The 20516-nt window shown below is 72.5% G+C and carries 23 protein-coding genes; 13 read left to right on the top strand and 10 right to left on the bottom strand.

What is annotated here, in order from left to right:
• The first annotated feature begins 3 nt into the window (after nucleotides 1–3).
• The 5 genes from AB0I79_RS10795 (at nucleotide 4) to AB0I79_RS10775 (ending at nucleotide 4284) form a co-directional block, all read left to right on the top strand.
• Nucleotides 4–777, top strand: a complete 774-nt coding sequence (locus AB0I79_RS10795; RefSeq protein ID WP_357870102.1) for an SDR family oxidoreductase — start codon at nucleotides 4–6, stop codon at nucleotides 775–777.
• A gap of 32 nt (nucleotides 778–809) precedes the next feature.
• Complete coding sequence (locus AB0I79_RS10790) at nucleotides 810–1139, top strand: PadR family transcriptional regulator (RefSeq protein ID WP_357870099.1); 330 nt, start codon at nucleotides 810–812, stop codon at nucleotides 1137–1139.
• Nucleotides 1136–2137 (top strand): hypothetical protein, encoded by a 1002-nt coding sequence (locus AB0I79_RS10785; RefSeq protein WP_357870096.1) that lies wholly within the window; start codon nucleotides 1136–1138, stop codon nucleotides 2135–2137. Before AB0I79_RS10790 ends, AB0I79_RS10785 begins: the two co-directional genes overlap by 4 nt.
• A 64-nt stretch (nucleotides 2138–2201) precedes the next feature.
• Entirely contained in the window at nucleotides 2202–3497 is a 1296-nt protein-coding gene (locus tag AB0I79_RS10780; RefSeq protein ID WP_357870093.1) for a DUF2252 domain-containing protein, read from the top strand.
• A gap of 40 nt (nucleotides 3498–3537) precedes the next feature.
• Complete coding sequence (locus AB0I79_RS10775) at nucleotides 3538–4284, top strand: SDR family oxidoreductase (RefSeq protein ID WP_357870090.1); 747 nt, start codon at nucleotides 3538–3540, stop codon at nucleotides 4282–4284.
• On the opposite strand, the gene AB0I79_RS10770 is transcribed toward AB0I79_RS10775, so the two are convergent.
• The 3 genes from AB0I79_RS10770 to AB0I79_RS10760 form a co-directional block, all read right to left on the bottom strand.
• Nucleotides 4285–5079 carry a hypothetical protein gene (locus tag AB0I79_RS10770; protein ID WP_357870087.1) on the bottom strand — a complete coding sequence of 265 codons (795 nt, stop codon included), beginning with the start codon at nucleotides 5077–5079 and terminating at the stop codon, nucleotides 4285–4287. It lies immediately after the preceding gene.
• A 136-nt stretch (nucleotides 5080–5215) separates the two neighbouring features.
• Nucleotides 5216–5473 carry a hypothetical protein gene (locus AB0I79_RS10765; RefSeq protein ID WP_357870084.1) on the bottom strand — a complete coding sequence of 86 codons (258 nt, stop codon included), beginning with the start codon at nucleotides 5471–5473 and terminating at the stop codon, nucleotides 5216–5218.
• 41 nt (nucleotides 5474–5514) lie between these two features.
• The gene (locus AB0I79_RS10760) at nucleotides 5515–5802 is read right to left on the bottom strand and encodes a hypothetical protein (protein ID WP_357870081.1); all 288 of its coding nucleotides are present in this window, start codon (nucleotides 5800–5802) and stop codon (nucleotides 5515–5517) included.
• Between the two features lie 212 nt (nucleotides 5803–6014).
• On the opposite strand from AB0I79_RS10760, the gene AB0I79_RS10755 reads away from it, so the two are divergent.
• On the top strand, nucleotides 6015–6668 hold the full coding sequence (locus tag AB0I79_RS10755; RefSeq protein WP_357870077.1) for an NIPSNAP family protein: 654 nt from the start codon (nucleotides 6015–6017) through the stop codon (nucleotides 6666–6668).
• Between the two features lie 50 nt (nucleotides 6669–6718).
• Here the strand turns inward: AB0I79_RS10755 and AB0I79_RS10750 are convergent, their stop codons facing one another.
• Complete coding sequence (locus AB0I79_RS10750; protein WP_357870074.1) at nucleotides 6719–7435, bottom strand: SDR family oxidoreductase; 717 nt, start codon at nucleotides 7433–7435, stop codon at nucleotides 6719–6721.
• 37 nt (nucleotides 7436–7472) lie between these two features.
• Here AB0I79_RS10750 and AB0I79_RS10745 point away from each other — a divergent pair, with 37 nt between their 5' ends.
• Genes AB0I79_RS10745 through AB0I79_RS10730 form a run of 4 tightly spaced genes read left to right on the top strand, consistent with a single transcriptional unit; the run spans nucleotide 7473 to nucleotide 10715 of the window.
• Nucleotides 7473–8201 (top strand): enoyl-CoA hydratase family protein, encoded by a 729-nt coding sequence (locus tag AB0I79_RS10745; RefSeq protein ID WP_357870071.1) that lies wholly within the window; start codon nucleotides 7473–7475, stop codon nucleotides 8199–8201.
• A complete protein-coding gene (locus AB0I79_RS10740; protein ID WP_357870068.1) occupies nucleotides 8198–8965 on the top strand; it encodes a CoA-transferase in 768 nt (255 codons plus the stop codon). The genes AB0I79_RS10745 and AB0I79_RS10740 overlap by 4 nt, the downstream gene beginning before the upstream one ends.
• Complete coding sequence (locus tag AB0I79_RS10735) at nucleotides 8962–9684, top strand: CoA-transferase (protein WP_357870065.1); 723 nt, start codon at nucleotides 8962–8964, stop codon at nucleotides 9682–9684. The genes AB0I79_RS10740 and AB0I79_RS10735 overlap by 4 nt, the downstream gene beginning before the upstream one ends.
• Entirely contained in the window at nucleotides 9681–10715 is a 1035-nt protein-coding gene (locus AB0I79_RS10730) for a nitronate monooxygenase (RefSeq protein WP_357870062.1), read from the top strand. The genes AB0I79_RS10735 and AB0I79_RS10730 overlap by 4 nt, the downstream gene beginning before the upstream one ends.
• On the opposite strand, the gene AB0I79_RS10725 is transcribed toward AB0I79_RS10730, so the two are convergent.
• Genes AB0I79_RS10725 through AB0I79_RS10710 form a run of 4 tightly spaced genes read right to left on the bottom strand, consistent with a single transcriptional unit; the run spans nucleotide 10702 to nucleotide 15414 of the window.
• Nucleotides 10702–11373, bottom strand: a complete 672-nt coding sequence (locus AB0I79_RS10725) for a pentapeptide repeat-containing protein (protein ID WP_357870060.1) — start codon at nucleotides 11371–11373, stop codon at nucleotides 10702–10704. The two genes, AB0I79_RS10730 and AB0I79_RS10725, sit on opposite strands and share 14 nt — an antisense overlap.
• A gap of 3 nt (nucleotides 11374–11376) precedes the next feature.
• The gene (locus AB0I79_RS10720; RefSeq protein WP_357870057.1) at nucleotides 11377–12855 is read right to left on the bottom strand and encodes a glycoside hydrolase family 3 N-terminal domain-containing protein; all 1479 of its coding nucleotides are present in this window, start codon (nucleotides 12853–12855) and stop codon (nucleotides 11377–11379) included.
• Between the two features lie 26 nt (nucleotides 12856–12881).
• Complete coding sequence (locus AB0I79_RS10715) at nucleotides 12882–14246, bottom strand: alkaline phosphatase D family protein (protein WP_357870054.1); 1365 nt, start codon at nucleotides 14244–14246, stop codon at nucleotides 12882–12884.
• 4 nt (nucleotides 14247–14250) lie between these two features.
• Nucleotides 14251–15414, bottom strand: coding sequence for an acetyl-CoA C-acetyltransferase (locus AB0I79_RS10710; RefSeq protein WP_357870051.1), 1164 nt, complete (start codon nucleotides 15412–15414; stop codon nucleotides 14251–14253).
• Between the two features lie 97 nt (nucleotides 15415–15511).
• Here AB0I79_RS10710 and AB0I79_RS10705 point away from each other — a divergent pair, with 97 nt between their 5' ends.
• Nucleotides 15512–16180, top strand: a complete 669-nt coding sequence (locus AB0I79_RS10705) for a TetR/AcrR family transcriptional regulator (RefSeq protein ID WP_357870048.1) — start codon at nucleotides 15512–15514, stop codon at nucleotides 16178–16180.
• Nucleotides 16177–16857, top strand: a complete 681-nt coding sequence (locus AB0I79_RS10700; RefSeq protein ID WP_357870046.1) for a DNA alkylation repair protein — start codon at nucleotides 16177–16179, stop codon at nucleotides 16855–16857. Before AB0I79_RS10705 ends, AB0I79_RS10700 begins: the two co-directional genes overlap by 4 nt.
• Here AB0I79_RS10700 and AB0I79_RS10695 read toward each other — a convergent pair.
• Nucleotides 16850–17689 carry a LysR family transcriptional regulator gene (locus AB0I79_RS10695; RefSeq protein ID WP_357871622.1) on the bottom strand — a complete coding sequence of 280 codons (840 nt, stop codon included), beginning with the start codon at nucleotides 17687–17689 and terminating at the stop codon, nucleotides 16850–16852. The two genes, AB0I79_RS10700 and AB0I79_RS10695, sit on opposite strands and share 8 nt — an antisense overlap.
• A gap of 85 nt (nucleotides 17690–17774) precedes the next feature.
• Here AB0I79_RS10695 and metE point away from each other — a divergent pair, with 85 nt between their 5' ends.
• Nucleotides 17775–19973 carry a 5-methyltetrahydropteroyltriglutamate--homocysteine S-methyltransferase gene (gene metE / locus AB0I79_RS10690; RefSeq protein WP_357870043.1) on the top strand — a complete coding sequence of 733 codons (2199 nt, stop codon included), beginning with the start codon at nucleotides 17775–17777 and terminating at the stop codon, nucleotides 19971–19973.
• Here the strand turns inward: metE and AB0I79_RS10685 are convergent.
• Nucleotides 19967–20422: a MarR family transcriptional regulator gene (locus AB0I79_RS10685; RefSeq protein ID WP_357870040.1), complete on the bottom strand. Its 456-nt coding sequence runs from the start codon at nucleotides 20420–20422 to the stop codon at nucleotides 19967–19969. The genes metE and AB0I79_RS10685 overlap by 7 nt on opposite strands.
• Nucleotides 20423–20516 lie beyond the last annotated feature (94 nt).

Below are 20516 nucleotides of genomic sequence, written 5' to 3'. Positions count from 1 at the left end.
CCGATGCCACCGCCGTACCCGAAGGCCCACGGCCTGCTCGACGGCAAGGTCACGCTGGTCACGGCCGCGGCGGGGGCGGGCATCGGCTACGCCACGGCCAGGCGCTGCGCCGAGGAGGGCGCCACGATCGTCGTCTCGGACAGGCACGAGCGCCGCCTGGCCGCCGCCGCCGAGTCGCTGGCCGAGCTCACCGGCGTCAAGCCGCTCGCCGTCCCGTGCGACGTGACGTCGCAGGCGCAGGTGACGGCGCTGTTCGACGCGGTGATGGAGGCTCACGGGCGGCTGGACGTGCTGGTCAACAACGCCGGCCTCGGCGGCACGGCGCCGCTCGCCGAGATGACGGACGAGCAGTGGCACGCGGTCATCGACGTCACCTTGAACGGCACCATGCGCTGCACCAGGGCGGCGCTGCGGCACATGATCCCCCAGGGCCGCGGCGCCATCGTGAACAACGCCTCCGTGATCGGCTGGCGGGCCCAGCGCGGCCAGGCGCACTACGCGGCGGCCAAGGCCGGGGTGATGGCGCTGACCAGGTGCGTGGCGCTGGAGGTGGCCGAGCACGGGATCCGGGTCAACGCGGTGGCGCCGTCGCTGGCCGTGCATCCGTTCCTGGCGAAGGTGACCAGCGAGGAGCTGCTGGCGGAGCTGGCGGCCAAGGAGGCGTTCGGGCGCTCGGCCGAGCCGTGGGAGGTGGCGAACGTGATCGTCTTCCTGGCCGGCGACTACTCCTCGTACATGACGGGCGAGGTGGTGTCGGTTTCTTCCCAGCACCCCTGACGATATCTTGCGAGACAGGATATCGTGATCCTATGAATATGACGGAGCCCATGTTCCTGGCGCTGACCGCGCTGGTGGACGAGCCCCGGCACGGCTACGGGATCGTCCAGGAGGTCGATCGGCTGTCCGTGGGGCGCGTCCAGCTCAAGATCGGCACGCTCTACGGAGTGCTCGACCGGCTCTCCGCCGCCGGGCTGGTGGCGCTCGACCGGGAGGAGGCGCAGCAGGGGCGGCTGCGGCGCTACTACCGGCTGACGGACGAGGGGGCAGCGGCCCTGCGGGACGAGGCCGCCAGGATGGCCGCCACCGCCGAGACCGCCACCGCCCGCCTGCGCGCCAGGATGGCGGGAGGCGCCACATGAGCCTGCTCGAACGGCGGTATCGCTCCGTCCTGCGCCTGCTGCCCGCCTCCTACCGCGCCGAGCGCGAGGAGGAGATGGTGGACGCGTTCATGGAGATGTCCGGCGACGTGTCCGACGAGCTGAACCCGCGGCCCCGGTGGGGCGAGATCGCCAGCGTGCTGGCGCTCGCGTTGCGGTTGCGGTTCGGCGGCGCGGGCGCCGAGCCCCGGCTGTTCGCCTGGGGCGAGACCGTACGGCTCCTCGCCGTGCTCGGGCTGGCCTTCCACGCCATGGGCGGCGTCTACACGGGCGTGGAGCTGCTGCGCACGCTGGTCTTCCAGGTGGAGCCCGGCCTCGCGGGCGCGCCCGGCTCGTTCGAGCGGCTGGTGGCCGTCGTCGTCTCGCTCGCGTACCTCTGCTCGACGGTCGCGTTCGTCGCGATCATGCGTGGTCACGTCAGGACAGCCAAGATCACGGCTGTCGTCGGCGCGGCACCGGCGCTGGCCTACACGCTGATCCCGATGATCCTGGCCGGGCCGCTGATGGACCGGCCGCTGTCGGAGCCGGCCACCCTGGTGTTCACGGCGGTGCCGGTGATCGCGCTGCTGCTGGGCTTCCACAGCGACGCCACGCCGCGGCGCCGCCCGTGGGCGCTCGCCCTGTCGCCCCTGGCCGCCGGTCTGGCGGTGCTGGGCTGCACGTGGCTGCTGGTCGCGCTGCGGCTGCCCGACGCCGACTGGCTCTATCTGTGGCTCGATCTCGGCACGGCGATCCCGGTGTGGGCCACGGGCGCCGTGGTCGTGCTCACCCGCCGGAGCTCACCGCCGTGGGCGCTGGCGATGTCGGCCGCCGGGCTGCTCCTGCTGCTGATGCGGGTGCCGCTGCTCGGCAACCTGCCCGACGGCTCCGCGTGGCTGACGGTCTGCGCCCAGTGCGCGCTGCTGTGGAGCCTGGCCGTCGCGCTCGCCTGGGTGGGGGCGCGGAGCCTGCCGGCCGCGCGGCCGGCGCTCCAACCCTGACTCGCCCGGGTCAGGGAAAGATCGGGGTAGGCGGCAGGGGGATCCGGGATCTAGTGTCCGGGACATGGGCACACGCTCCTCCTTCCTGCTCGACGTCCTGATGACGGAGTTCGGCGAGTCGATCAAGCGAGACCCCGCGGCGTTCAGGCGGAAGTTCCGGAAGATGGCGGCCTCGCCGTTCGCCTTCTACCGGGGCAGCGCCTGCCTGTTCTACGCGGACATGGTGGGCACGTACGCCGACGGGTCCTACCTCAACGGCCCGACCAGCAGGGTCTGGATCCACGGCGACCTGCACGCGGAGAACTTCGGCACGTACATGAACGCCTCCGGCGAGCTGGTCTTCAACGTCAACGACTTCGACGAGGCGTACGTGGGCCCGTACACCTGGGACCTCAGGCGGTTCGCGGCCAGCGTGGCCCTGCTCGGGTACGCCAAGGCGCTGTCGGACGACTCGATCAGCATGCTCGTGACCGACTTCGCCGGCGCGTACCTGGTCGAGCTGGCTGCCGTCGCGGCAGGCGGGGACGACGCGATCGGCTCGCTCACGCTCGGCACCACCAGCGGGACGCTGCACCGGGTGCTGCAGCGCGCCCGGCTCAGCACCCGCGTGGCGCTGCTGGACTCCGAGACCGTGATCGACGACTACGACCGGCGCTTCGCGCTCATGGAGGGGCGCGAAGCGGTGGACGCGGCCACCAGGCGGGCGGTGCTGGACGCGTTCGCCGACTACCTGACCACGCTGCCCGTGACGGTCAACCCCGTCGAGCACGTGATCAAGGATGTGGCGCTGCGCAAGGGCGTGGGCATCGGGTCGGCGGGGCTGCCGTCGTACAACCTGCTGCTCGAAGGGCGCTCGCAGGCGCTGGAGAACGACGTCATCCTCTACATGAAGCAGGCGGCGGTGCCGGCGGTGGCGCGGCACGTCACCGACGAGAAGGTGGCCTCCTACTTCCGGCACCAGGGGCACCGCACGGCGGAGAGCCAGCGGGCGCTGCAGGCCTACGCCGACCCCTGGCTGGGCTACACCGCGCTGCACGGGGTGGGGCAGCTCGTGGCCGAGGTGTCGCCGTACTCCGCGGACCTGGACTGGGACGACGTCAACGAGCCGGACGAGCTGCGCTCGATCATCCAGGACCTGGGGCGGGCGGTGGCGCGCATGCACTCGGTGGCCGACGACGAGTCCAGCCACGATCTCGTGGACTTCTCGACGGAGGAGGCGATCGTGGCGGTGATCGGCGACGACAGGTCCGGCTTTATCGGGACGCTGGTGGAGTTCGCCCACCGGTACGGGGCCCAGGCCCGCGACGATCACCAGCGGTTCGTGGACCTGTTCCGCAACGGGCGGCTGCCTGGAGTCTGATCCTGGCAACCGACCGGTCGGTATGGCATGCTCCCAGAACATGAGTCTGTTCTCTGTGGAAGGCAAGACCGTCGTCGTCACGGGCGGGTCGCGTGGCATCGGGCGCATGATCGCCGCCGGGTTCATGGAGGCGGGGGCGACCGTCTACATCTCCGCCCGCAAGGCGGCCGAGGTCGAGAAGACGGCCGCCGAGCTGGGCTGCCTCGCCGTGCCCGCCGACCTGTCCACGCCCGAGGGGCTGGAGCGGCTGGTGTCGGCGGTGGACGGGCCCCTGCACGTGCTGGTGAACAACGCGGGCGCCACCTGGGGCGCCCCGCTGGAGGAGTATCCGGAGCACGCCTTCGACAAGCTCTGGAACATCAACGTCAAGGGCGTCTTCTACCTGACCCAGCGGTTCCTGCCGCGGCTGCGGCAGGCCGCCACCGCGGACGACCCGGCCCGGGTGATCAACGTGGGCTCCATCGACGGCATCAAGGTGCCCGCCCTGGAGAGCTTCGCCTACTCCTCGACGAAGTCCGCCGTGCACATGCTCACCCGGCACCTGGCCAAGCGCCTGGCCAAGGAGCACATCACGGTCAACGCCATCGCCCCCGGGCCCTTCGACTCGAAGATGATGGCGTTCGCGCTCGACGACCCCGCCACCCGGGAGGTCATCGCCTCCAACGTGCCCCTGGGCCGCATCGGCCGCCCCGAGGACATGGCGGGCGCCGCGATCTACCTGTCGTCGCGGGCGGGAGCGTACCTGACCGGCACGGTCATCCCGGTGGACGGCGGCATCTCCTGCTGATCAGAGCAGCTCGCGCAGCGCCGTCGCGAAGCGGGCCGCCGCCTGCGGCTCGTAGTTCAGGAAGAGGTACGGCTCGGTCAGCTCCGCCTCGATGACGGCGGGCCGCCCATCGGGAAGCCGGACCAGGTCGATCCTGGCGTAGAGAAGGCCATGGGGTATGGCGGTGAGCACCTTCTCGGCGAGTTCGACCTGGTCCGGGGCTGGGGTGCGGAGCTGGGCCCGCGCGTTGTCGGCCTCCGTCGCGCCGGCGGCGAGCATGGCGCTGCGGCGGACGGCGTGGCTGAGGCGGCCGTTGAAGTACAGCAGCGAGGTCTCGCCCTCCGACTCGACCATGTCGAGGTACGGCTGCACCATCGGCGTGCGCCCCGTGGCCTCCAGCTCCGCCGCCAGGCGCGCGGCCTCGGCGCGGCCGGTGGTCCTGGTGGTGTCGCGGGCACCGCCGGACACGGACGGCTTGACGACGTACTCGGGCCAGTCGGGCAGCTCCCGCGACGACCAGTGCGTGGGCACGATCGGCACGCCCAGGTCGCGCAGGTAGGTCTTGTCGGTGTTGGACTCGAGCACGGCGTACGGGTTCAGCAGCCTCGTGACGGACTCCACGCTCCGCGCCCAGGCGAGGAAATCGTCCCGCCTGAGGATGTAGTCCCAGACGGAGCGGACGACCACGGCGTCGTACGCGCTCCAGTCGACGGTCGCGTCGTCCCACCGCTCGACGCGCCCCTCGATGCCGGCCTCCCGCCAGGCGGCCAGCACCGGCTCGCGCTCGTCGTCCGTATCGAAATCCGCAAAGGTCACATAAGCACAAATAGCCACGCAGCGATATTAATGTGCCGCAAGCCGGGTCATTTCGGACCCGGCTTGCACGCGTCACGGGCGCGCCGCACTCCGGCGTTCAGCGGCGCCGCGCGCCCGCCCGATCAACCGGCCCCGATCAGTCGTGCACGTCGTCGACGACCGTGTCGCTGCCGTTGGTGGCCGTCACGGTGTTGCCGTTGACGTTGTTGACCCCGGTGGCGCCGTGGCCGCTGACGTTGGCGTTGAACACGTTGCCGAAGTTGTTGCCCGACTGCGAGGAGTCGCGGTTGGAGCTGGAGTTGCCGGCGTTGGTGTCGGCGTAGGCGGGGGCCGACAGCAGGGTCACGCTCGCCGCCGCGGCGACGACGCCGGTCATGCAGAGCCTCTTCATCATGTCGATGTCCTTTCCGAATGCTGAGCTCGGACGTCAGCCGGTCAGTCGAAGATGTACGTCACCGCGATCCCGCCGTTGGTGGCGGTCGTGGCGAAGCCGTTGACGTTGTTGACGTTGGTCGAGTGACCTTCGCCATGGTTACCGGCGAGGACGTCACCGAAGTTGTTGCCCGACTGGGACGAATCGCTGTTGCCACTCCGGTTGGCGGACCAGGTGTCACCGGTCAGGGGACCGGCCCAGTCGTCATCAGCGTGAGCGGGAACCGCAAGCAGTGCGCCACCGGCCACCGCCGCCAGCACGGCCGCGACGGCGCACACCTTTCTGATCACTTCTGCTCCTTCGCCAGTGGGGAAGCCCTCCAGACGGCGGCCGCCGGGCCCGGACGCACCAGCCACCCGTTGGGCTTTCCTTGACCTCAAGGGATCAAGGCCAGTGCGAGCATATAACGTCTCGTGGTCAAACGGTAGCGGTGCGTAGTCAGAATATAGTTCGGACCATACGCTGACAGGGGGTGTCAGTGACCCGCCCCTACCTTCGCCACATGATCTACGAGCTGCGGCGCTACACCATGCGGCCCGGACGGCGGGACACGTTGATCTCGCTGTTCGAGCGGGAGTTCATCGAGGCGCAGGAGGCCACCGGCATGCGCGTCACCGGGAGCTTCCGCGAGGTCGGCGAGCCGGACACCTTCCCCTGGCTGCGCGCCTTCCCCGACATGACCAGCAGGAAGAAGGCGCTGGAGACCTTCTACGGCGGCCCCGTGTGGCTGGCCAACCGCGACGCCGCCAACGCCACCATGACCGATTCCGACGACGTGCTGCTGCTGCGCCCGGCGGGGCCGGAGTTCCCCTCCTGGGAGCGGCCACCGGCCGGCGCGACTCCCCCGTCGTCACTCTACGTAGCCACCATCTACCACGTGGACGGGGACGACTTCGCCCAGCTCTTCCACCGTGAGGCCGTGCCCGCGCTGGCGGCGGCCGGGGTCACGCCGGTCGCCTGCCTGGAGACCGAGCACGCGGAGAACACCTTCCCGCGACTGCCCGTCAGGACCGGCGTGCAGGTGTTCGTGTGGTTCGCCCGGTTCGCGACGCCGGAGGAGGAGCGCGAGGTGGCGCTGCCCATGCTGGAGCCGCGCTTCACCGCGCCCCCGGAGCGGCTGCGGCTGCGGCCCACCGCCCGGTCGTCCCTGCGCTGACGGGGGGCTCAGACCAGGTGCCGCCCGGTCCTCCCCGCGCCGACGGGGGTTCAGACCAGGTGCCGCCAGGCCGGGACCTCGCCGCCGCCGTCCACCCGTACCTCGGCGCCGGTCACGTAGCCGGGCGCGGCCAGCCACAGGCACGCGGCTGCCACGTCGGCGGGCGTGGCCATGCGACCGGCCGGGATGGCCCGGCCGTCGAGGTCGGAGCGGCCGCCGTAGTGGTCCGCGGCGTCCCGGGTGGCGGCCAGGCCCACGACGACCGTGTTGACCCGTACCAGCGGGGCCCACTCCGCGGCCAGGCAGCGGGCCAGGTGGTGCAGGCCGGCCTTGGCGGCGCCGTACGCGGACGTGCCGGGCGAGGGGCGGGCGCCGCTCGCGCTGCCGATCATCACCACGGCCCCGCCCGAGGCGGCGAGCAGCGGGTACGCGCGCTGCGAGACCAGCAGCGGAGCCGTCAGGTTGAGCTCGATGACGCGGGCGTGCAGGCGCGGCGAGGTGCCCTCCACCGGGGCGTGCGGCGAGCCGCCCGCGTTGTTGACCACCACGTCGAGCCGGTCGAACCCGCCGATCAGCCGATCGACCTGCTCCGGGTCGCGCACGTCGGCCTGCACGAACCGGTGCCCGGGACGCTCGGGCCCGGTGCGGGCGCAGACGGTCACGTCGGCGCCCGCCGCGTGGAAGGCCGCGGCGATGCCGGCCCCGATGCCTCTCGTGCCCCCCGTCACCAGGACGGACTTGCCCGCGTAGTCGTAAGTCACGGTCACGGGTGCTACCGTACCAAGCAAGCGTTAGGGAGGTACATTGGGCATCTCACTGCGGGAAGGGCCGATCGCCGAAGTGGTCGTGGACGTGCCGCCGGTGAACGCGCTGCCGGTGCGGGCCTGGGAGGAGCTGGCCGGGGCGGTGCGGGCGGCCGGCGACGACCCCGCGACCAGGGTGGTCGTGCTGCGGGCCGAGGGGCGCGGCTTCAACGCCGGGGTGGACATCAAGGAGATGCGGGAGACCGCGGGCTTCACCGCCCTCGTCGGGGCCAACCGGGCGTGTTACGCGGCCTTCGCCGCCGTGTACGAGTGTGCGGTCCCCGTGATCGCGGCCGTGCACGGCTACTGCCTGGGCGGCGGCATCGGGCTGGCGGGAAACGCCGACATCGTGGTGGCCGCCGAGGCGGCCTACTTCGGGCTGCCCGAGGTGGACAGGGGTGCGCTGGGCGCGGCCACGCACCTGGCCCGGCTGGTGCCGCGGCACCTGGTGCGGGCGATGGTCTACACGTGCAGGAACGTCACCGCCGCCGAGCTGCACGCGTTCGGCTCGGTGCTGGAGGTGGTGCCGCAGGACAAGCTGCGGGAGACGGCCATGCAGGTGGCCGAGCAGATCGCGGCCAAGGACCCGTACGTGATCCGCCGCGCCAAGGAGTCGCTCAACGGCATCGACCCGGTCGACGTCAACCGCAGCTACCGTTTCGAGCAGGGCTTCACCTTCGAGCTGAACCTCATGGGCATCGGCGACGAGCACCGGGAGCGCTTCAGGTGACGAGCAAGGTGACGACGGCCGAGCGGGTGGCCGCCTCGGTGGAGAGCGGGATGACGGTCGGCATCGGCGGCTGGGGCTCGCGCCGCAAGCCGATGGCCCTCGTGCGGGCCCTCGTCGCGTCCCCGGCGCGCGAGCTCACGATCGTCTCGTACGGCGGCCCCGACGTCGGCATGCTCTGCGCGGCCGGGAAGGTGCGCAAGGTCGTGGCCCCGTTCGTCACGCTCGACTCCATCCCCCTGGAGCCCAACTTCAGGCGGGCCCGGCAGGCGGGCGAGATCGAGTTCGCCGAGTACGACGAGGGCATGTTCATGTTCGGGCTGCTGGCCGCGGCGCACCGGCTGCCGTTCCTGCCGACGCGGGCGGGGCTGGGCTCGGACGTGCTGCGGGTCAACCCGGAGCTGCGGACGGTGCGCTCGCCCTACGGGGACGGGGAGGAGCTGGTGGCGGTGCCCGCGCTGACCATGGACGTGGCGCTGGTGCACCTCAACCGGGCCGACGCCCGGGGCAACGCCCAGTACCTGGGGCCCGATCCGTACTTCGACGACCTGTACGCCAAGGCGGCCGGGCGGTGCTACGTCTCGTGCGAGCGGGTGGTGGACACGGCGGATCTGCTCAAGGAGGGGCCCGTGCAGTCGTTGCTGATCAGCCGGTCGATGGTGGCGGGCGTGGTGGAGGCGCCGGGCGGGGCCGGGTTCACCTCGTGCGAGCCGGACTACGGGCGTGACGAGGCGGCACAGCGGCGGTACGTGGAGGAAGCCTCGTGAGCAGGGCCGATGTCTGCGTGGTGGCGTGCGCGGAGGCGTTCAGGGGCGACGGGGAGATCCTGGCGGCCGGGATCGGCGGCGCGATCACGGTGCTGGCGGCGCGGCTGGCGCGGCTGACGTTCGAGCCGGACCTGCTCACGCACGACGGGGTCTGCCTGCTCACCGGCGACGTGCCGGCGCTCGGGCAGGCGCCCGAGGTGGTGGAGGGGTGGCTGCCGTTCCGCGAGCACCTGTGGCTGGTGCTGAACGGGCGGCGGCACGTCATGCTCGGGGCCGGCCAGATCGACCGGTACGGCAACACGAACATCTCCTGCATCGGCGACTGGGCGCGGCCCAAGGCGCAGCTGCTGGGCGTGCGCGGCGCGCCGGGCAACACCCGCTGCGATCCGACGAGCTACTGGATCCCCCGGCATTCGAGGCGGACGTTCGTCCCCGAGGTGGACATGGTGAGCGGGCTCGGCACGGACCGGGGCGCGTTCGAGCTGCGGCGGGTGGTGACGGATCTGGCCGTGCTGGACTTCGGGACGGCTGACGGGTCGATGCGGCTGGTGTCCGTGCATCCCGGGGTGAGCGTGGACGACGTGGTGGCGGCCACGGGCTTCGAGCTGGACACCGTTTCCGGAAATGTCCCCCAGACCCGGGAGCCGACCAGCGAGGAGCTGCGCGTCCTGGACCGCCTCGACCCCGGCCGCCTGCGCGACCGGGAGGTGCCGGCGTGAGGACCGCGCTGACCTCGCTCGTCGGATGCCGGCACCCGATCGTGCAGACCGGCATGGGGTACGTCGCGGGCGCCCGGCTGGCGGCGGCCACCTCGCAGGCGGGCGGGCTGGGCGTGATCGGCGCGGCCACCATGTCGGTGACCGAGATGCGGGCGGCGATCCGGCGGGTGAAGGAGCGCACGGACGCCCCGTTCGGCGTGAACCTGCGCGCCGACGCCGACGACGCCGCCGAGCGGGTGGAGGTGCTGGTCGCCGAGGGCGTGCGGGTGGCGTCGTTCGCGCTGGCGCCGCGGCGGGAGCTGATCGCCCGGCTCAAGGACGCCGGCGTCGTGGTCATCCCGTCGGTGGGGGCGCGGCGGCACGCGGAGAAGGTGGCCGGGTGGGGCGCGGACGCGGTGATCGTGCAGGGCGGCGAGGGCGGCGGGCACACCGGGCCGGTCGCGACCACGCTGCTGCTGCCGCAGGTGGTGGACGCGGTGGACATCCCGGTGGTCGCGGCGGGCGGCTTCTTCAACGGCCGGGGACTGGTGGCGGCGCTGGCGTACGGGGCCTGCGGGATCGCGATGGGCACCCGCTTCCTGCTGACCAGCGACTCGCCGGTGCCGGACGAGGTGAAGAAGTTCTACCTGGCGGCCCACGAGACGGTGGTGACCAGGAACGTGGACGGCGTGCCGCACCGGGTGCTGAGCACGCCGTTCGTGGCCTCGCTCGAACGCGCGCGGCTGGTCAGGGCGGTGGTGAACGGGGCTCGCTTCAAGCGCCTGTCGGGGCTGTCGTGGCGCTCGCTGCTCCGCGAGGGGCGGCGGATGCGGCGCGGGCGCGAGCTGACCTGGGCCCAGGTGCTCCAGGCGGCGAACACGCCGGTGCTGCTGCGGGCGGCCATGGTGGAGGGGCGGGTGGACCTGGGCGTGATGGCCTCGGGTCAGGTGGTGACGGTGCTCGACGACCTGCCGTCCTGCCGGGAGCTGATCGAGCGCGTCATGGCCGAGGCGGAGACGGCCCTGGCCCGCCTGCCCGTCACAGGACGGTGATGCCGCGGGTGGCGAGGATGGCGTTGGCCTGCGCCTGGTTGATGATCGCGCCCGCGAACGCGCGCAGCTTGTCGTCGTCGGGCTCCCCGAGGTCCGCCCCGCGCAGATCGGCCTTGGCGAACTTCGTGTTCAGCAGCCGGGTGCCGCGCAGCCGGCAGTCGCTCAGCGTGGCCTCGGTGAAGTCGCAGCCCGACAGGTCCGCGTCGTCGAAGCGCACGCCCTCGACGTGCTCCTTGCGCAGCGAGCAGCCCCCGAGGTTGGCCAGCGTCAGGTTGGAGCGGCTCAGCTTGAAGCCGGTGCCGCGCGACCCGGTGAGCGAGGCGCCGATCATGCGGCAGCCCGTGAACGACACGTCCGTCAGCAGCGCGCCCGCGAACTGCGCCGACGACAGGTCCACGTCCGTGAAGGCCGCGTCGATGAGGTCGGCGTCGTTGAACCTCGTGCGCATCCCGCCCCCGCCCCTGAACACCGCCCCGTCGAGGTCGGCCTTGCGGAAGTCGGTCTGCTCCAGCACGCACGACTCGAAGCGCGCGCCCGCCAGCGAGGCGCCCCACAGGTCGGTCTCCGTGAGGTCGCACTCGCGGAACACGTGGGCCTCCCCCGGCGGGAGCCGGTCGCCCAGCGCTTTGCGGGACAGGTCCTCGCCGTCGAAGTTCACGGGCTAGAGCCTACCGGTCAGCGCCTCCGCGGCCGCCTGCCCGCAGACGCCGGCCGACCCGTACGTGGCGATGTGCACGGCGCCCAAATCCGATCGGGCGGGCAGGCCCATCTCGACCACCACGGCGTCCGTGCGGGCGCTGAGCAGGTGCCGCAGGGCCTCGGACTGCCAGGCGTAGCGGTGCACGTCCCTGACCACCACGACGAGCGGCCGCCCGGCGGCCAGGCCGATCAGGCGCTCCAGCTCCGGCCCCGTGGCCTCGCCGGCGGACAGGCGGGCGACCTCGGTGCCGGGCAGCAGGCGGCCGAGCGGCTCGCCGACGCCCCACGGGGTGTTCCTGTCGATCGCCAGGTTCATCACCGGGGCCAGCTCCACCACGTACGGCGCCCCCTCGATGGGCAGCACGGGCGTGGTGGAGCGGCGGGTGACGCGGATCGCCCGGCGGGCCGCGGCCAGGCCGATCCGGCCGTCGGCGGGCGCCGGGCTGCCTGAGGAGGCGGCCCATGAGGCCAGCTCGCGGACCCTTCGAGCGGCGTCGGCCAGGCGCTCCTCGGGCAGCAGTCCTTCGGCCACCGCCGCCGCGATCGCGTCGCGGATCCCGGCGGCGGTGGCCTCGTCGGCACGCTCGCCGCCGACGCAGATCGCGTCCGCGCCGGCGGCGATGGCGCGGGCGGAGGCGCCCCCGATGCCGTACGCCCCCGACACCGCGGCCATCTCGATGCCGTCAGTGATGATCAGCCCGTCGAACCCGAGCTCCTCCCGCAGCAGCCCGGTCAGCACCTTGGGGCTGAGCGTGGCGGGCCGCTCGGCGTCGTAGGAGGGCACGAGCAGGTGCCCGGTCATGATGACCTTGACCCCCTCGTCGATCGCCTCGCGGAAAGGGTGCAGCGCGTCCTCGATCCCGCTCTCGGCGACGACGGGCACGCCGTGGTGGGAGTCGACGGCGGTGTCCCCGTGCCCGGGGAAGTGCTTGGCGCAGGCGGCCACCCCGGCCGACTGGAGCCCGCGCACGAACGCCCTGGCGTGCCGGGCGACCAGCGCCGGGTCGGCGCCGAACGCGCGCAGGCCGATGACCGGGTTGTCCGGGTTGGAGTTCACGTCGGCGGAGGGGGCGAAGTCGATCGTGATGCCGGCCCTGGCCAGGTCGCCCCCGAGGTCCCTGGCCAGCGACTCGGTGAGCGCCACGTCGTCCACGACACCCAGCGCGTACGCGCCGGGCCGGCTGCTGCCGGTCGCCACCTCCAGCCTGGTGACCTCGCCCGACTCCTCGTCGGTCCCGACCAGCACCGACGGGTTCTCCCGGCGCAGCGCCGCGGTGAGCTCGGCCACCTGGCCGGGGCCGGCGATGTTGCGCGAGAACAGCACGACGCCGGCCAGCCCGTCGCCGAGCCGGCGGCGCAGCCAGTCGGGGGGCGTGTGGCCGATGAAGCCGGGGAAGAGCACGGCGTCGGCAAGGCGAAGCAGGTCACCGCTCAGGGGCATGACCCGAAATCTAATAGGAAAGTTTCCTATTTGCTAGAGGTATTTTCTGATGTCAGCCCGCTCCCCTTCGTGACGAACTCCCCCACCGTACGCACCGGCGCCCCCTGGCGATCCACGAAGTCCACCGCGCGGAACGCCACCCGCAGCTCCTCGGGGCCGGCCGTGCACGACAGGTAACCGCGCCGCTCATCGAAGAACTTCAGGTGCGGGTTTGCCGCCAGCACGGCCGGCCCGTCGGTCTCCGGGGGCATGCTGGTGATCGAGCTGCCCACGAACTCGACCCCGACCGTGGCCGAATCCGGATCCAGGAAGTCGGCCTTCAGCTCGCCCGCCCAGGCGTTGTGCACGTCCCCGCTGAACACGGCCAGCCCCGGGGCGTTCACCCCCAGGATGCGCCCGCGCTGCGCCGGGTGGCCGTCCCAGGAGTCGGGGCGCAGGTTCGGGGCGGGGCCGGGCACGAAGCGGCGGGCGAAGAACAGCGGCTGCACCAGCACCCGCCACCTGACCGGGCTGGTGACCAGGCGCGAGACCAGCCACTGCTCCTGCGCGGCCCCGAGCATGGTGGAGGCGTCGCGGTACTGCCGCACGTCGAGCACCATGAAGTCCGCCACGGTCCCGTACGTGCGCCTGCGGTACATCTGCAGGCCTCCGTCCTCGGGGCGCACCCTGATCGGCTGGTTCTCGTAGTACGCCTGGTACGCCGCGCCCCTGCGGCGCAGGAACGCCGCCGACCCGTCGCCCCGGCCCCGGTAGTTGTCGAGCACCTCGTGGTCGTCCCAGGTCGGCACCCAGGGCGCGGCGGCGTGCGCGGCCTGCAGGTCGGGGTCGGTCTTGTAGCGGGCGTAGCGCTGGCGGTACTCGTGCAGCCGGCTCGTCTCGCCCGGCAGCGGCCCGAGCGCCCGCACGACGCGGGCCGACTGGCGCGACTCGTAGATGTAGTCGCCCACGTGGAAGACGACGTCGGGCCGCTCGTCCGCGAGATGCCGGTAGGCGGTGTAGAAGCCGTGCTCGTAACGCTGGCAGCCGGCCACCGCGAACCGCACGGGCCGCGCCGACTCGGGGTCGTCGGCCGTCCTGGTGCGCCCCACCGCGCTCTGCCGGCTGCCCGCCTTGAAGCGGTAGAAGTACTCGGTGCCCGCCCTGAGCCCGGCGACCCTGACGTGCACGCTGTGCGCCCAGACCGGCAGCGCCTGCTCGGTGCCCTGGCGCAGGCCACGCGTGAAGCGATCGTCCTCGGCGAGCTGCCAGCTCACCTCGACGGCCCTGGGCGCCATCCCGCCGGGCCGCCGGGGGTCGGTGCCGAGGGGGTCGGCGGCTAATCGGGTCCAGAGCACCACGCCGTCGGGCAGCGGCTCGCCGGAGGCGACGCCGAGGGTGAACGGGTTCGCCATACCTTCATGGTGCGGGAGCCAGGCGCTCGATGACGGTGACGTTCGCCTGTCCTCCGCCCTCGCACATGGTCTGCAGGCCGTACCTGCCGCCCGTGCGCTCCAGCTCGTGCAGCAGCTTGACCGCCAGCACGGCGCCGGTCGCGCCGAGCGGGTGGCCGAGCGCGATGGCGCCGCCGTTCGGGTTGACCCTGGCCGGGTCCGCGCCGGTCTCCTTGATCCAGGCCAGCACGACCGGGGCGAACGCCTCGTTGATCTCGATGGCGTCGAAGTCCTCGATGGACATGCCGGTCATGCCGAGCGCGTGCACGGTCGCCGGGATCGGGGCGGAGAGCATCATGATCGGGTCGCCGCCGCGTACCGACAGGTGGTGCACGCGGGCGCGCGGGGTCAGGCCGTGCTCGCGTACGGCACGGGGGGAGGCGATGAGCAGGGCGGCGGCGCCGTCGGAGATCTGGGAGGCCAGGGCGGCGGTCAGGGTGCCGCCGTCGGCGAGCGGCCTGAGCGCGGCCATCTTCTCGCGGGTGGTGTCCCTGCGCGGGCCCTCGTCGGTGGTGACGCCCTCGTAGGGGGCGATCTCGCGGCGGAAGTGCCCGGCGTCGATGGCGCGCAGCGCCCTGCGGTGCGACTCGTACGCGAACGCCTCCATCTCCTCCCGGGAGATGCCCCACCGGGCGGCGATCATCTCGGCGCCGGCGAACTGGGAGACCTCCTGGGTGCCGTACCGCTCCGTCCAGCCCTTGGAGCCGGAGAAGGGGCTGTCGTGGCCGAGCGGGCGGCCCGCGAGCATCGCGGAGGAGATGGGGATCATGCTCATGTTCTGCACGCCCCCGGCCACCACCAGGTCGTTCGTGCCGGACAGCACGGCCTGGGCGGCGAAGTGCAGCGCCTGCTGCGAGGAGCCGCACTGGCGGTCGATCGTGACGCCGGGCACCTCCTCCGGCAGCCCGGCGGCCAGCCAGCAGGTGCGGGCGACGTCCCCGGCCTGCGGGCCGATCGTGTCCACGCAGCCGAAGATCACGTCCTCGACGGCGGAGGGGTCGGCGTCGGCGCGGAACATCAGCTCCTTGAGCACGTGCGCGCCGAGGTCGGCGGGGTGGGCTCCGGCCAGGCCGCCGTTCCTGCGCCCCACGGGGGTGCGGACGGCGCCGACGATGTACGCCTCGCTCATCCACGCATCGTAGCAAGCGCTTGGTCTAGCCGGGAACGCCGTATGAGCAGGCGCAGTTAGGCGAACAAGCGATTGTCTGAGGGCCCATAATGGGAACGTGACCACGCGAAAGAACTCCGGCACGACCACCACCCCGGCGAAGCGCCAGCGCACGACCTCGTCGGGGTCGGCGTCCGAGCGCCGTGACCACCTCGTCAAGCTCGCCGCGGAGCTCTTCGCGCGCAAGGGCTTCCAAGCCACGACAGTACGCGAGATCGCTGACGAGGCCGGCATCCTCTCAGGAAGTCTCTACCACCACTTCGACTCCAAGGAGACGATCGTCGACGAGGTGCTGTCCACCTTCCTCGACGACCTGATCGCCCGCTACCGCGCCGCGCTCGAGTCCGGCTCCGACGCCCGCACGGTGCTGTCGGAGATGGTCCGCATCGGCTTCGGCACGCTGGAGCCGCACCGCGCCGCGATCACGGTGATGCAGAACGACTGGAACTACCTGCGCCAGTTCGAGCGCTTCAACTACCTCGTCAAGGCCGAGGACGAGGTCGAGCAGATCTGGGTCTCGCAGATCAAGGCCGGCCAGGCCGCCGGGCTGTTCAGGTCCGACGTCGACCCGAAGCTGACCTACCGGATGATCCGCGACACGATCTGGGTGGCGGTGCGCTGGTTCCGCCCCGGCGGCAGGCTCAACACCACGGCGCTGGCCGAGCACTACATCACGGTGCTCTTCGACGGGCTCGCGACGGGCGAGCGCACCACCCACAAGGGATGAGCCTCGGCAAGGCGGTGCGGCTGGCACTGCAGGAGGCGGCCGAGCCCGGCAAGGCCGAGGCCATGCAAACCTACATGAAGTCGACGATGCCGTTCCTGGGCGTGCAGGCCGTGCCCAGGCGCGCGGCGCTGCGGCGCGTCTTCGCCGGGCACCGGCTGGAGAGCGCGCCGGAGTGGCGGCGGGCGGTGCTGACGCTGTGGCGGGAGGCCGAGTACCGCGAGGAGCGTTACGCCGCCGTCGAGCTGTCCGGCTACCACCTGTACCGCGAGTTCCAGACCCTCTACACGGTGCCGATGTACGAGGAGATGATCGTCTCGGGCGCCTGGTGGGATCTGGTGGACGAGCTCGCCACGCACCGCGTCGGCGGGCTGCTCGCCGCCTACCCCGACACGATGCGCCCGCTCATGCTGGAGTGGGCGCACGACGGCGACCTGTGGAAGCGGCGCACCGCGATCCTGTGCCAGAACCGCTTCAAGTCGCGTACGGACACCGCGCTGCTGTACGCGTGCATCGAGCCCAGCCTGTCCGACAACGACTTCTTCGCCCGCAAGGCGATCGGGTGGGCGTTACGCGAATACGCCAAGACCAACCCCGGCGAGGTCGTCCGGTACGTCAAGGCGAAGGGCATCTCGGGGCTCAGCCGCCGTGAGGCGCTGAAGAACATCCCCGTCACCTAGTCCACAGGGCGTCCTGCACGGCCTGCACCAGGGCCATCAGCTCCGGGGTGACGCGCTCCCTCGACCACGCCAGCGCGTACGTGATGCGCAGGTCCCCCGCCTCCAGCGGCACGAACCGCACGTCGTCCCGCCTGATGGTCCTGGCCAGGAGCTGCGGGATGGGCAGCAGCCCGGCGCCCGCCGCCACCAGGTCGAGCGCGGCGCCGAAGTCGTCGTCGGCCACCAGCCGGGAGCGGCCCGGCAGCCCCGGCCAGGGGCGGGTGCCCGGGGCGAGGAGCACGTGGCCGCCCAGCTCGTCCGCCGTCACCCGGGGGCGCGAGTCCAGCCGGTGCCCGGCGGGGACGGCCAGGTGATCGACCGTGACGTGGAACCTGGCCGCCGTGACGAACTGCGCGGGCGCCGGCGTGGCCAGGATCGCCGCCGACACCTCCCCGTCCGACAGCGCCCGCGCCGCCGCGCTCCGGCCGGCCGCGCGCAGCTCCACCCCGATCGCCGGAGTGCGGCCCGCCAGCCGCCTGACGATCCGCGCCGCCAGCACACCCACGAGCGGTGGATAAGCCAGGTGAATGGTCGGCCTGGCCAGCCGGGCCGCCTCCGCGCCGAACGCCTCGACCGACTCGATCACCCGCTCGGCGTGCACGAGCAGCGCCTTGCCCTCCGCCGTGAGGCGCACCTCGCGGGCCGAGCGCTCGAAGAGCCTGGAGCCGGTGGCGCGTTCGAGGCGGGTGATGGCCTGGCTCATGGCGGGCTGGGACATCCCCAGGTCGGCGGCGGCGGCCGAGAAGCTGAGCCGTTCCGCGACCCTGGTGAAGCAGTGGATCTCCCTGAGCATAAGCAGCACCAATCCATGGTGCACGATCGGGCGGGCAGTCGGCACGATGCGAGCGACCTGAACGATCTCAAGGGAGCCTCAGAAGATGTCCTCATTGCCCTCATCGCCTTCATTGCGGTTCGCCGAGTCCACCGTGCTCGGATACCCGCGCATCGGGCCGCGGCGGGAGCTGAAGCGAGCGCTGGAGTCGTACTGGAGCGGGCGCTCGACCCGCGACGACCTCGACCGGGTGGGCGCCGAGCTGCGGGAGCGGACCTGGCGCCGGCTGGCGGAGCTCGGGCTCGACGGGCTGCCGTCGAACACCTTCTCCCTGTACGACCAGGTGCTGGACACGGCCGTGCTGCTCGGCGCGGTGCCCGAGCGCTACCGGGACGCCGCGGACCCCTACTTCGCGATGGCCCGGGGCACCGAGGGGCTGGCGCCGCTGCGGATGACGAAGTGGTTCGACACGAACTACCACTACATCGTGCCCGAGATCGGGCCCGGCACGGTGTTCAAGCTGGACGCGAGCAAGCCGCTGGGCGAGGTGCGGCAGGCGCGGGCGCTGGGGTTCGAGACGCGGCCCGTGGTGGTCGGGCCGGTGACGTTCCTGCTGCTGGGCTCGGCCCTGGACCGGTTGGACGAGGTGCTCGGCTGCTACGAGGAGCTGCTGGCCGCGCTGGCCGCAGAAGGGGTCGCGTGGGTGCAGCTCGACGAGCCGGCCCTGGTGGGCGACCGGACGCCCGAGGAGCTGGCCGCGGTGCGGGCGGCCTACGAGCGGCTGGGGTCGGCGGCGGCGCGGCCCGGATTGTTCGTGGCCTCGTACTTCGGCGAGCTCGGGGAGTCGCTGCCGGTGCTGGCCGGCACGCCGGTGGAGGCCATCGGGGTCGACCTCGTACGGGGCGGCGTCCCCGTGGCCGACCTGACGGGGAAGATCGTGGTGGCGGGCGTGGTGTCGGGGCGGGACGTGTGGCGGACCTCCCCCGGCCGCGCGCTGGCCGCCCTGGGTGCCGTACGGGCCGCGCAGGTCGTGGTGAGCACGTCGTGCTCGCTGCTGCACGTGCCCTACTCGCTGGCGGACGAGCCCGGCCTGGAGCCGGAGCTGAGGGGGCGGCTGGCGTTCGCGGAGGAGAAGGTGGCCGAGGTGGTGGCGCTGGCCTCCGCCCACGCCCTCGGCTCGGGACCCGACGCGCTGCTCGGGGACGACGAGCCGTCCGTGGCGCTGCTGCCGGAGCCCGGGCCGGCGCCGGCGCAGGAGCGTTCCCCGTACGCCGTCCGCGCCGCCGCCCAGGCCGGGCACCTGCGGCTGCCGCCGCTGCCGACCACCACCATCGGCTCGTTCCCGCAGACCGGCGAGCTGCGCGCGGCCCGCGCCGCGGTGGCCTCGGGCACGCTGTCGCAGGCCGACTACGAGCGGCGGGTCGAGGCGGAGATCGAGCGGGTGATCAGGGTCCAGGAGCGGCTCGGGCTCGACGTGCTCGTGCACGGGGAGCCGGAGCGCAACGACATGGTGCAGTACTTCGCCGAGCACCTCGACGGCTTCGCCGTCACCAGGAACGGCTGGGTGCAGTCGTACGGGTCGCGCTGCACCAGGCCGCCGATCCTGCACGGCGACGTCGGCCGCCCCGCGCCGATCACGGTGCGGTGGGCCGCGTACGCGCAGTCGCTGACGTCCCAGCCGGTCAAGGGCATGCTCACCGGGCCCGTCACGATCGTCGCCTGGTCGTTCGTGCGCAACGACCTGCCGCTGCGGGACGTCGTCCTCCAGGTGGCGGACGCGATCAGGCAGGAGGTGCGGGACCTGGAGGCGGCCGGGCTGTCGATCATCCAGGTGGACGAGCCCGCCCTGCGCGAGCTGCTGCCGCTGCGCCGAGCCGCGCAGGCCGAGTACCTGGAGTGGGCGGTGGCGGCCTACCGGCGGGCCACGTCGGGGGCGAGCGACCGCACCCAGATCCACACGCACCTGTGCTACTCGGACGCCGACCAGATCCTCGCCGCCATCGACGGCCTGGACGCCGACGTCACCACCATCGAGTCGGCCCGGTCGGGGGCGCGCATCCTGGGGGCGGTGTCGGCGTTCGGGCGGGGGCTCGGGCCCGGCGTGTACGACATCCACTCGCCCCGGGTGCCGTCCGCCGAGGAGGTGGAGTCGCTGCTGCGGCGGGCTCTTCAGGCGCTGCCGGTGGAGCGGGTCTGGGTCAACCCGGACTGCGGGCTGAAGACGCGTACGTACGAGGAGGTGGAGGCGTCGCTGGCCAACGTGGTGACGGCGACGCGCCGCCTGCGCTCAGCCCTGCCTCACTGAGGGGCGCCGTGGTGGTCGGCCACCCTGGTGAGCAGGCCGATGAGCTGCTCGCGTTCGGCCCTGGTCAGGGCCGCGAGCAGCTCGTCCTGCGCCCCGGAGAGCAGCCGGTCGAGCTCCGCGAGCTGCCGGACGCCCGCCGGCGTGACGGTGATCACGTTGCGCCGCCGGTCGTCCGGGTCGGGGCTGCGCTCGACCAGCCCCCGCTCGGCCAGCTCGTTGACGGTCGCCACGATGTCGCTGCGGTCGATGCCGGTACGCCGCCCCAGCGCGGCCTGGCTGGCGGGGCCGAACTCCTCCAGCGCGGCCAGCAGCGAGTAGTGGTACCGGCGCAACCCGGGCCCGGCGAGCGCCTGGTCGACGAGCCGGTTGGCGGACGTCGCGACCTGGTTGACCAGCCGGCTCGGCAGGACTCGCAGCCGGTGCGGGATCGGGTCCTCGGCTCTCTCCACGCGAGCAAAGGTACCAACTCCATTGGCGCGACCCACAATCCCCGTGTATCGTTAGTTCCATAAACATTGGCGCAACCAACGAAATTCGGGAGAG

This window comes from Nonomuraea sp. NPDC050202 (genome assembly GCF_040656115.1).
GTDB lineage: Bacteria > Actinomycetota > Actinomycetes > Streptosporangiales > Streptosporangiaceae > Nonomuraea.
This window is presented reverse-complemented; position numbering and strand designations above follow the sequence as displayed.

Bases quoted from the DNA above. Each gene is read 5' to 3' on its own strand.
- AB0I79_RS10795 (WP_357870102.1), top strand. From the start codon at position 4: ATGCCACCGCCGTACCCGAAGGCCCACGGCCTGCTCGACGGCAAGGTC.
- AB0I79_RS10790 (WP_357870099.1), top strand. From the start codon at position 810: ATGAATATGACGGAGCCCATGTTCCTGGCGCTGACCGCGCTGGTGGAC.
- AB0I79_RS10785 (WP_357870096.1), top strand. From the start codon at position 1,136: ATGAGCCTGCTCGAACGGCGGTATCGCTCCGTCCTGCGCCTGCTGCCC.
- AB0I79_RS10780 (WP_357870093.1), top strand. From the start codon at position 2,202: ATGGGCACACGCTCCTCCTTCCTGCTCGACGTCCTGATGACGGAGTTC.
- AB0I79_RS10775 (WP_357870090.1), top strand. From the start codon at position 3,538: ATGAGTCTGTTCTCTGTGGAAGGCAAGACCGTCGTCGTCACGGGCGGG.
- AB0I79_RS10765 (WP_357870084.1), bottom strand. From the start codon at position 5,473: ATGATGAAGAGGCTCTGCATGACCGGCGTCGTCGCCGCGGCGGCGAGC.
- AB0I79_RS10755 (WP_357870077.1), top strand. From the start codon at position 6,015: ATGATCTACGAGCTGCGGCGCTACACCATGCGGCCCGGACGGCGGGAC.
- AB0I79_RS10720 (WP_357870057.1), bottom strand. From the start codon at position 12,855: ATGCCCCTGAGCGGTGACCTGCTTCGCCTTGCCGACGCCGTGCTCTTC.
- AB0I79_RS10715 (WP_357870054.1), bottom strand. From the start codon at position 14,246: ATGGCGAACCCGTTCACCCTCGGCGTCGCCTCCGGCGAGCCGCTGCCC.
- AB0I79_RS10710 (WP_357870051.1), bottom strand. From the start codon at position 15,414: ATGAGCGAGGCGTACATCGTCGGCGCCGTCCGCACCCCCGTGGGGCGC.
- AB0I79_RS10700 (WP_357870046.1), top strand. From the start codon at position 16,177: ATGAGCCTCGGCAAGGCGGTGCGGCTGGCACTGCAGGAGGCGGCCGAG.
- AB0I79_RS10695 (WP_357871622.1), bottom strand. From the start codon at position 17,689: ATGCTCAGGGAGATCCACTGCTTCACCAGGGTCGCGGAACGGCTCAGC.
- metE (WP_357870043.1), top strand. From the start codon at position 17,775: ATGTCCTCATTGCCCTCATCGCCTTCATTGCGGTTCGCCGAGTCCACC.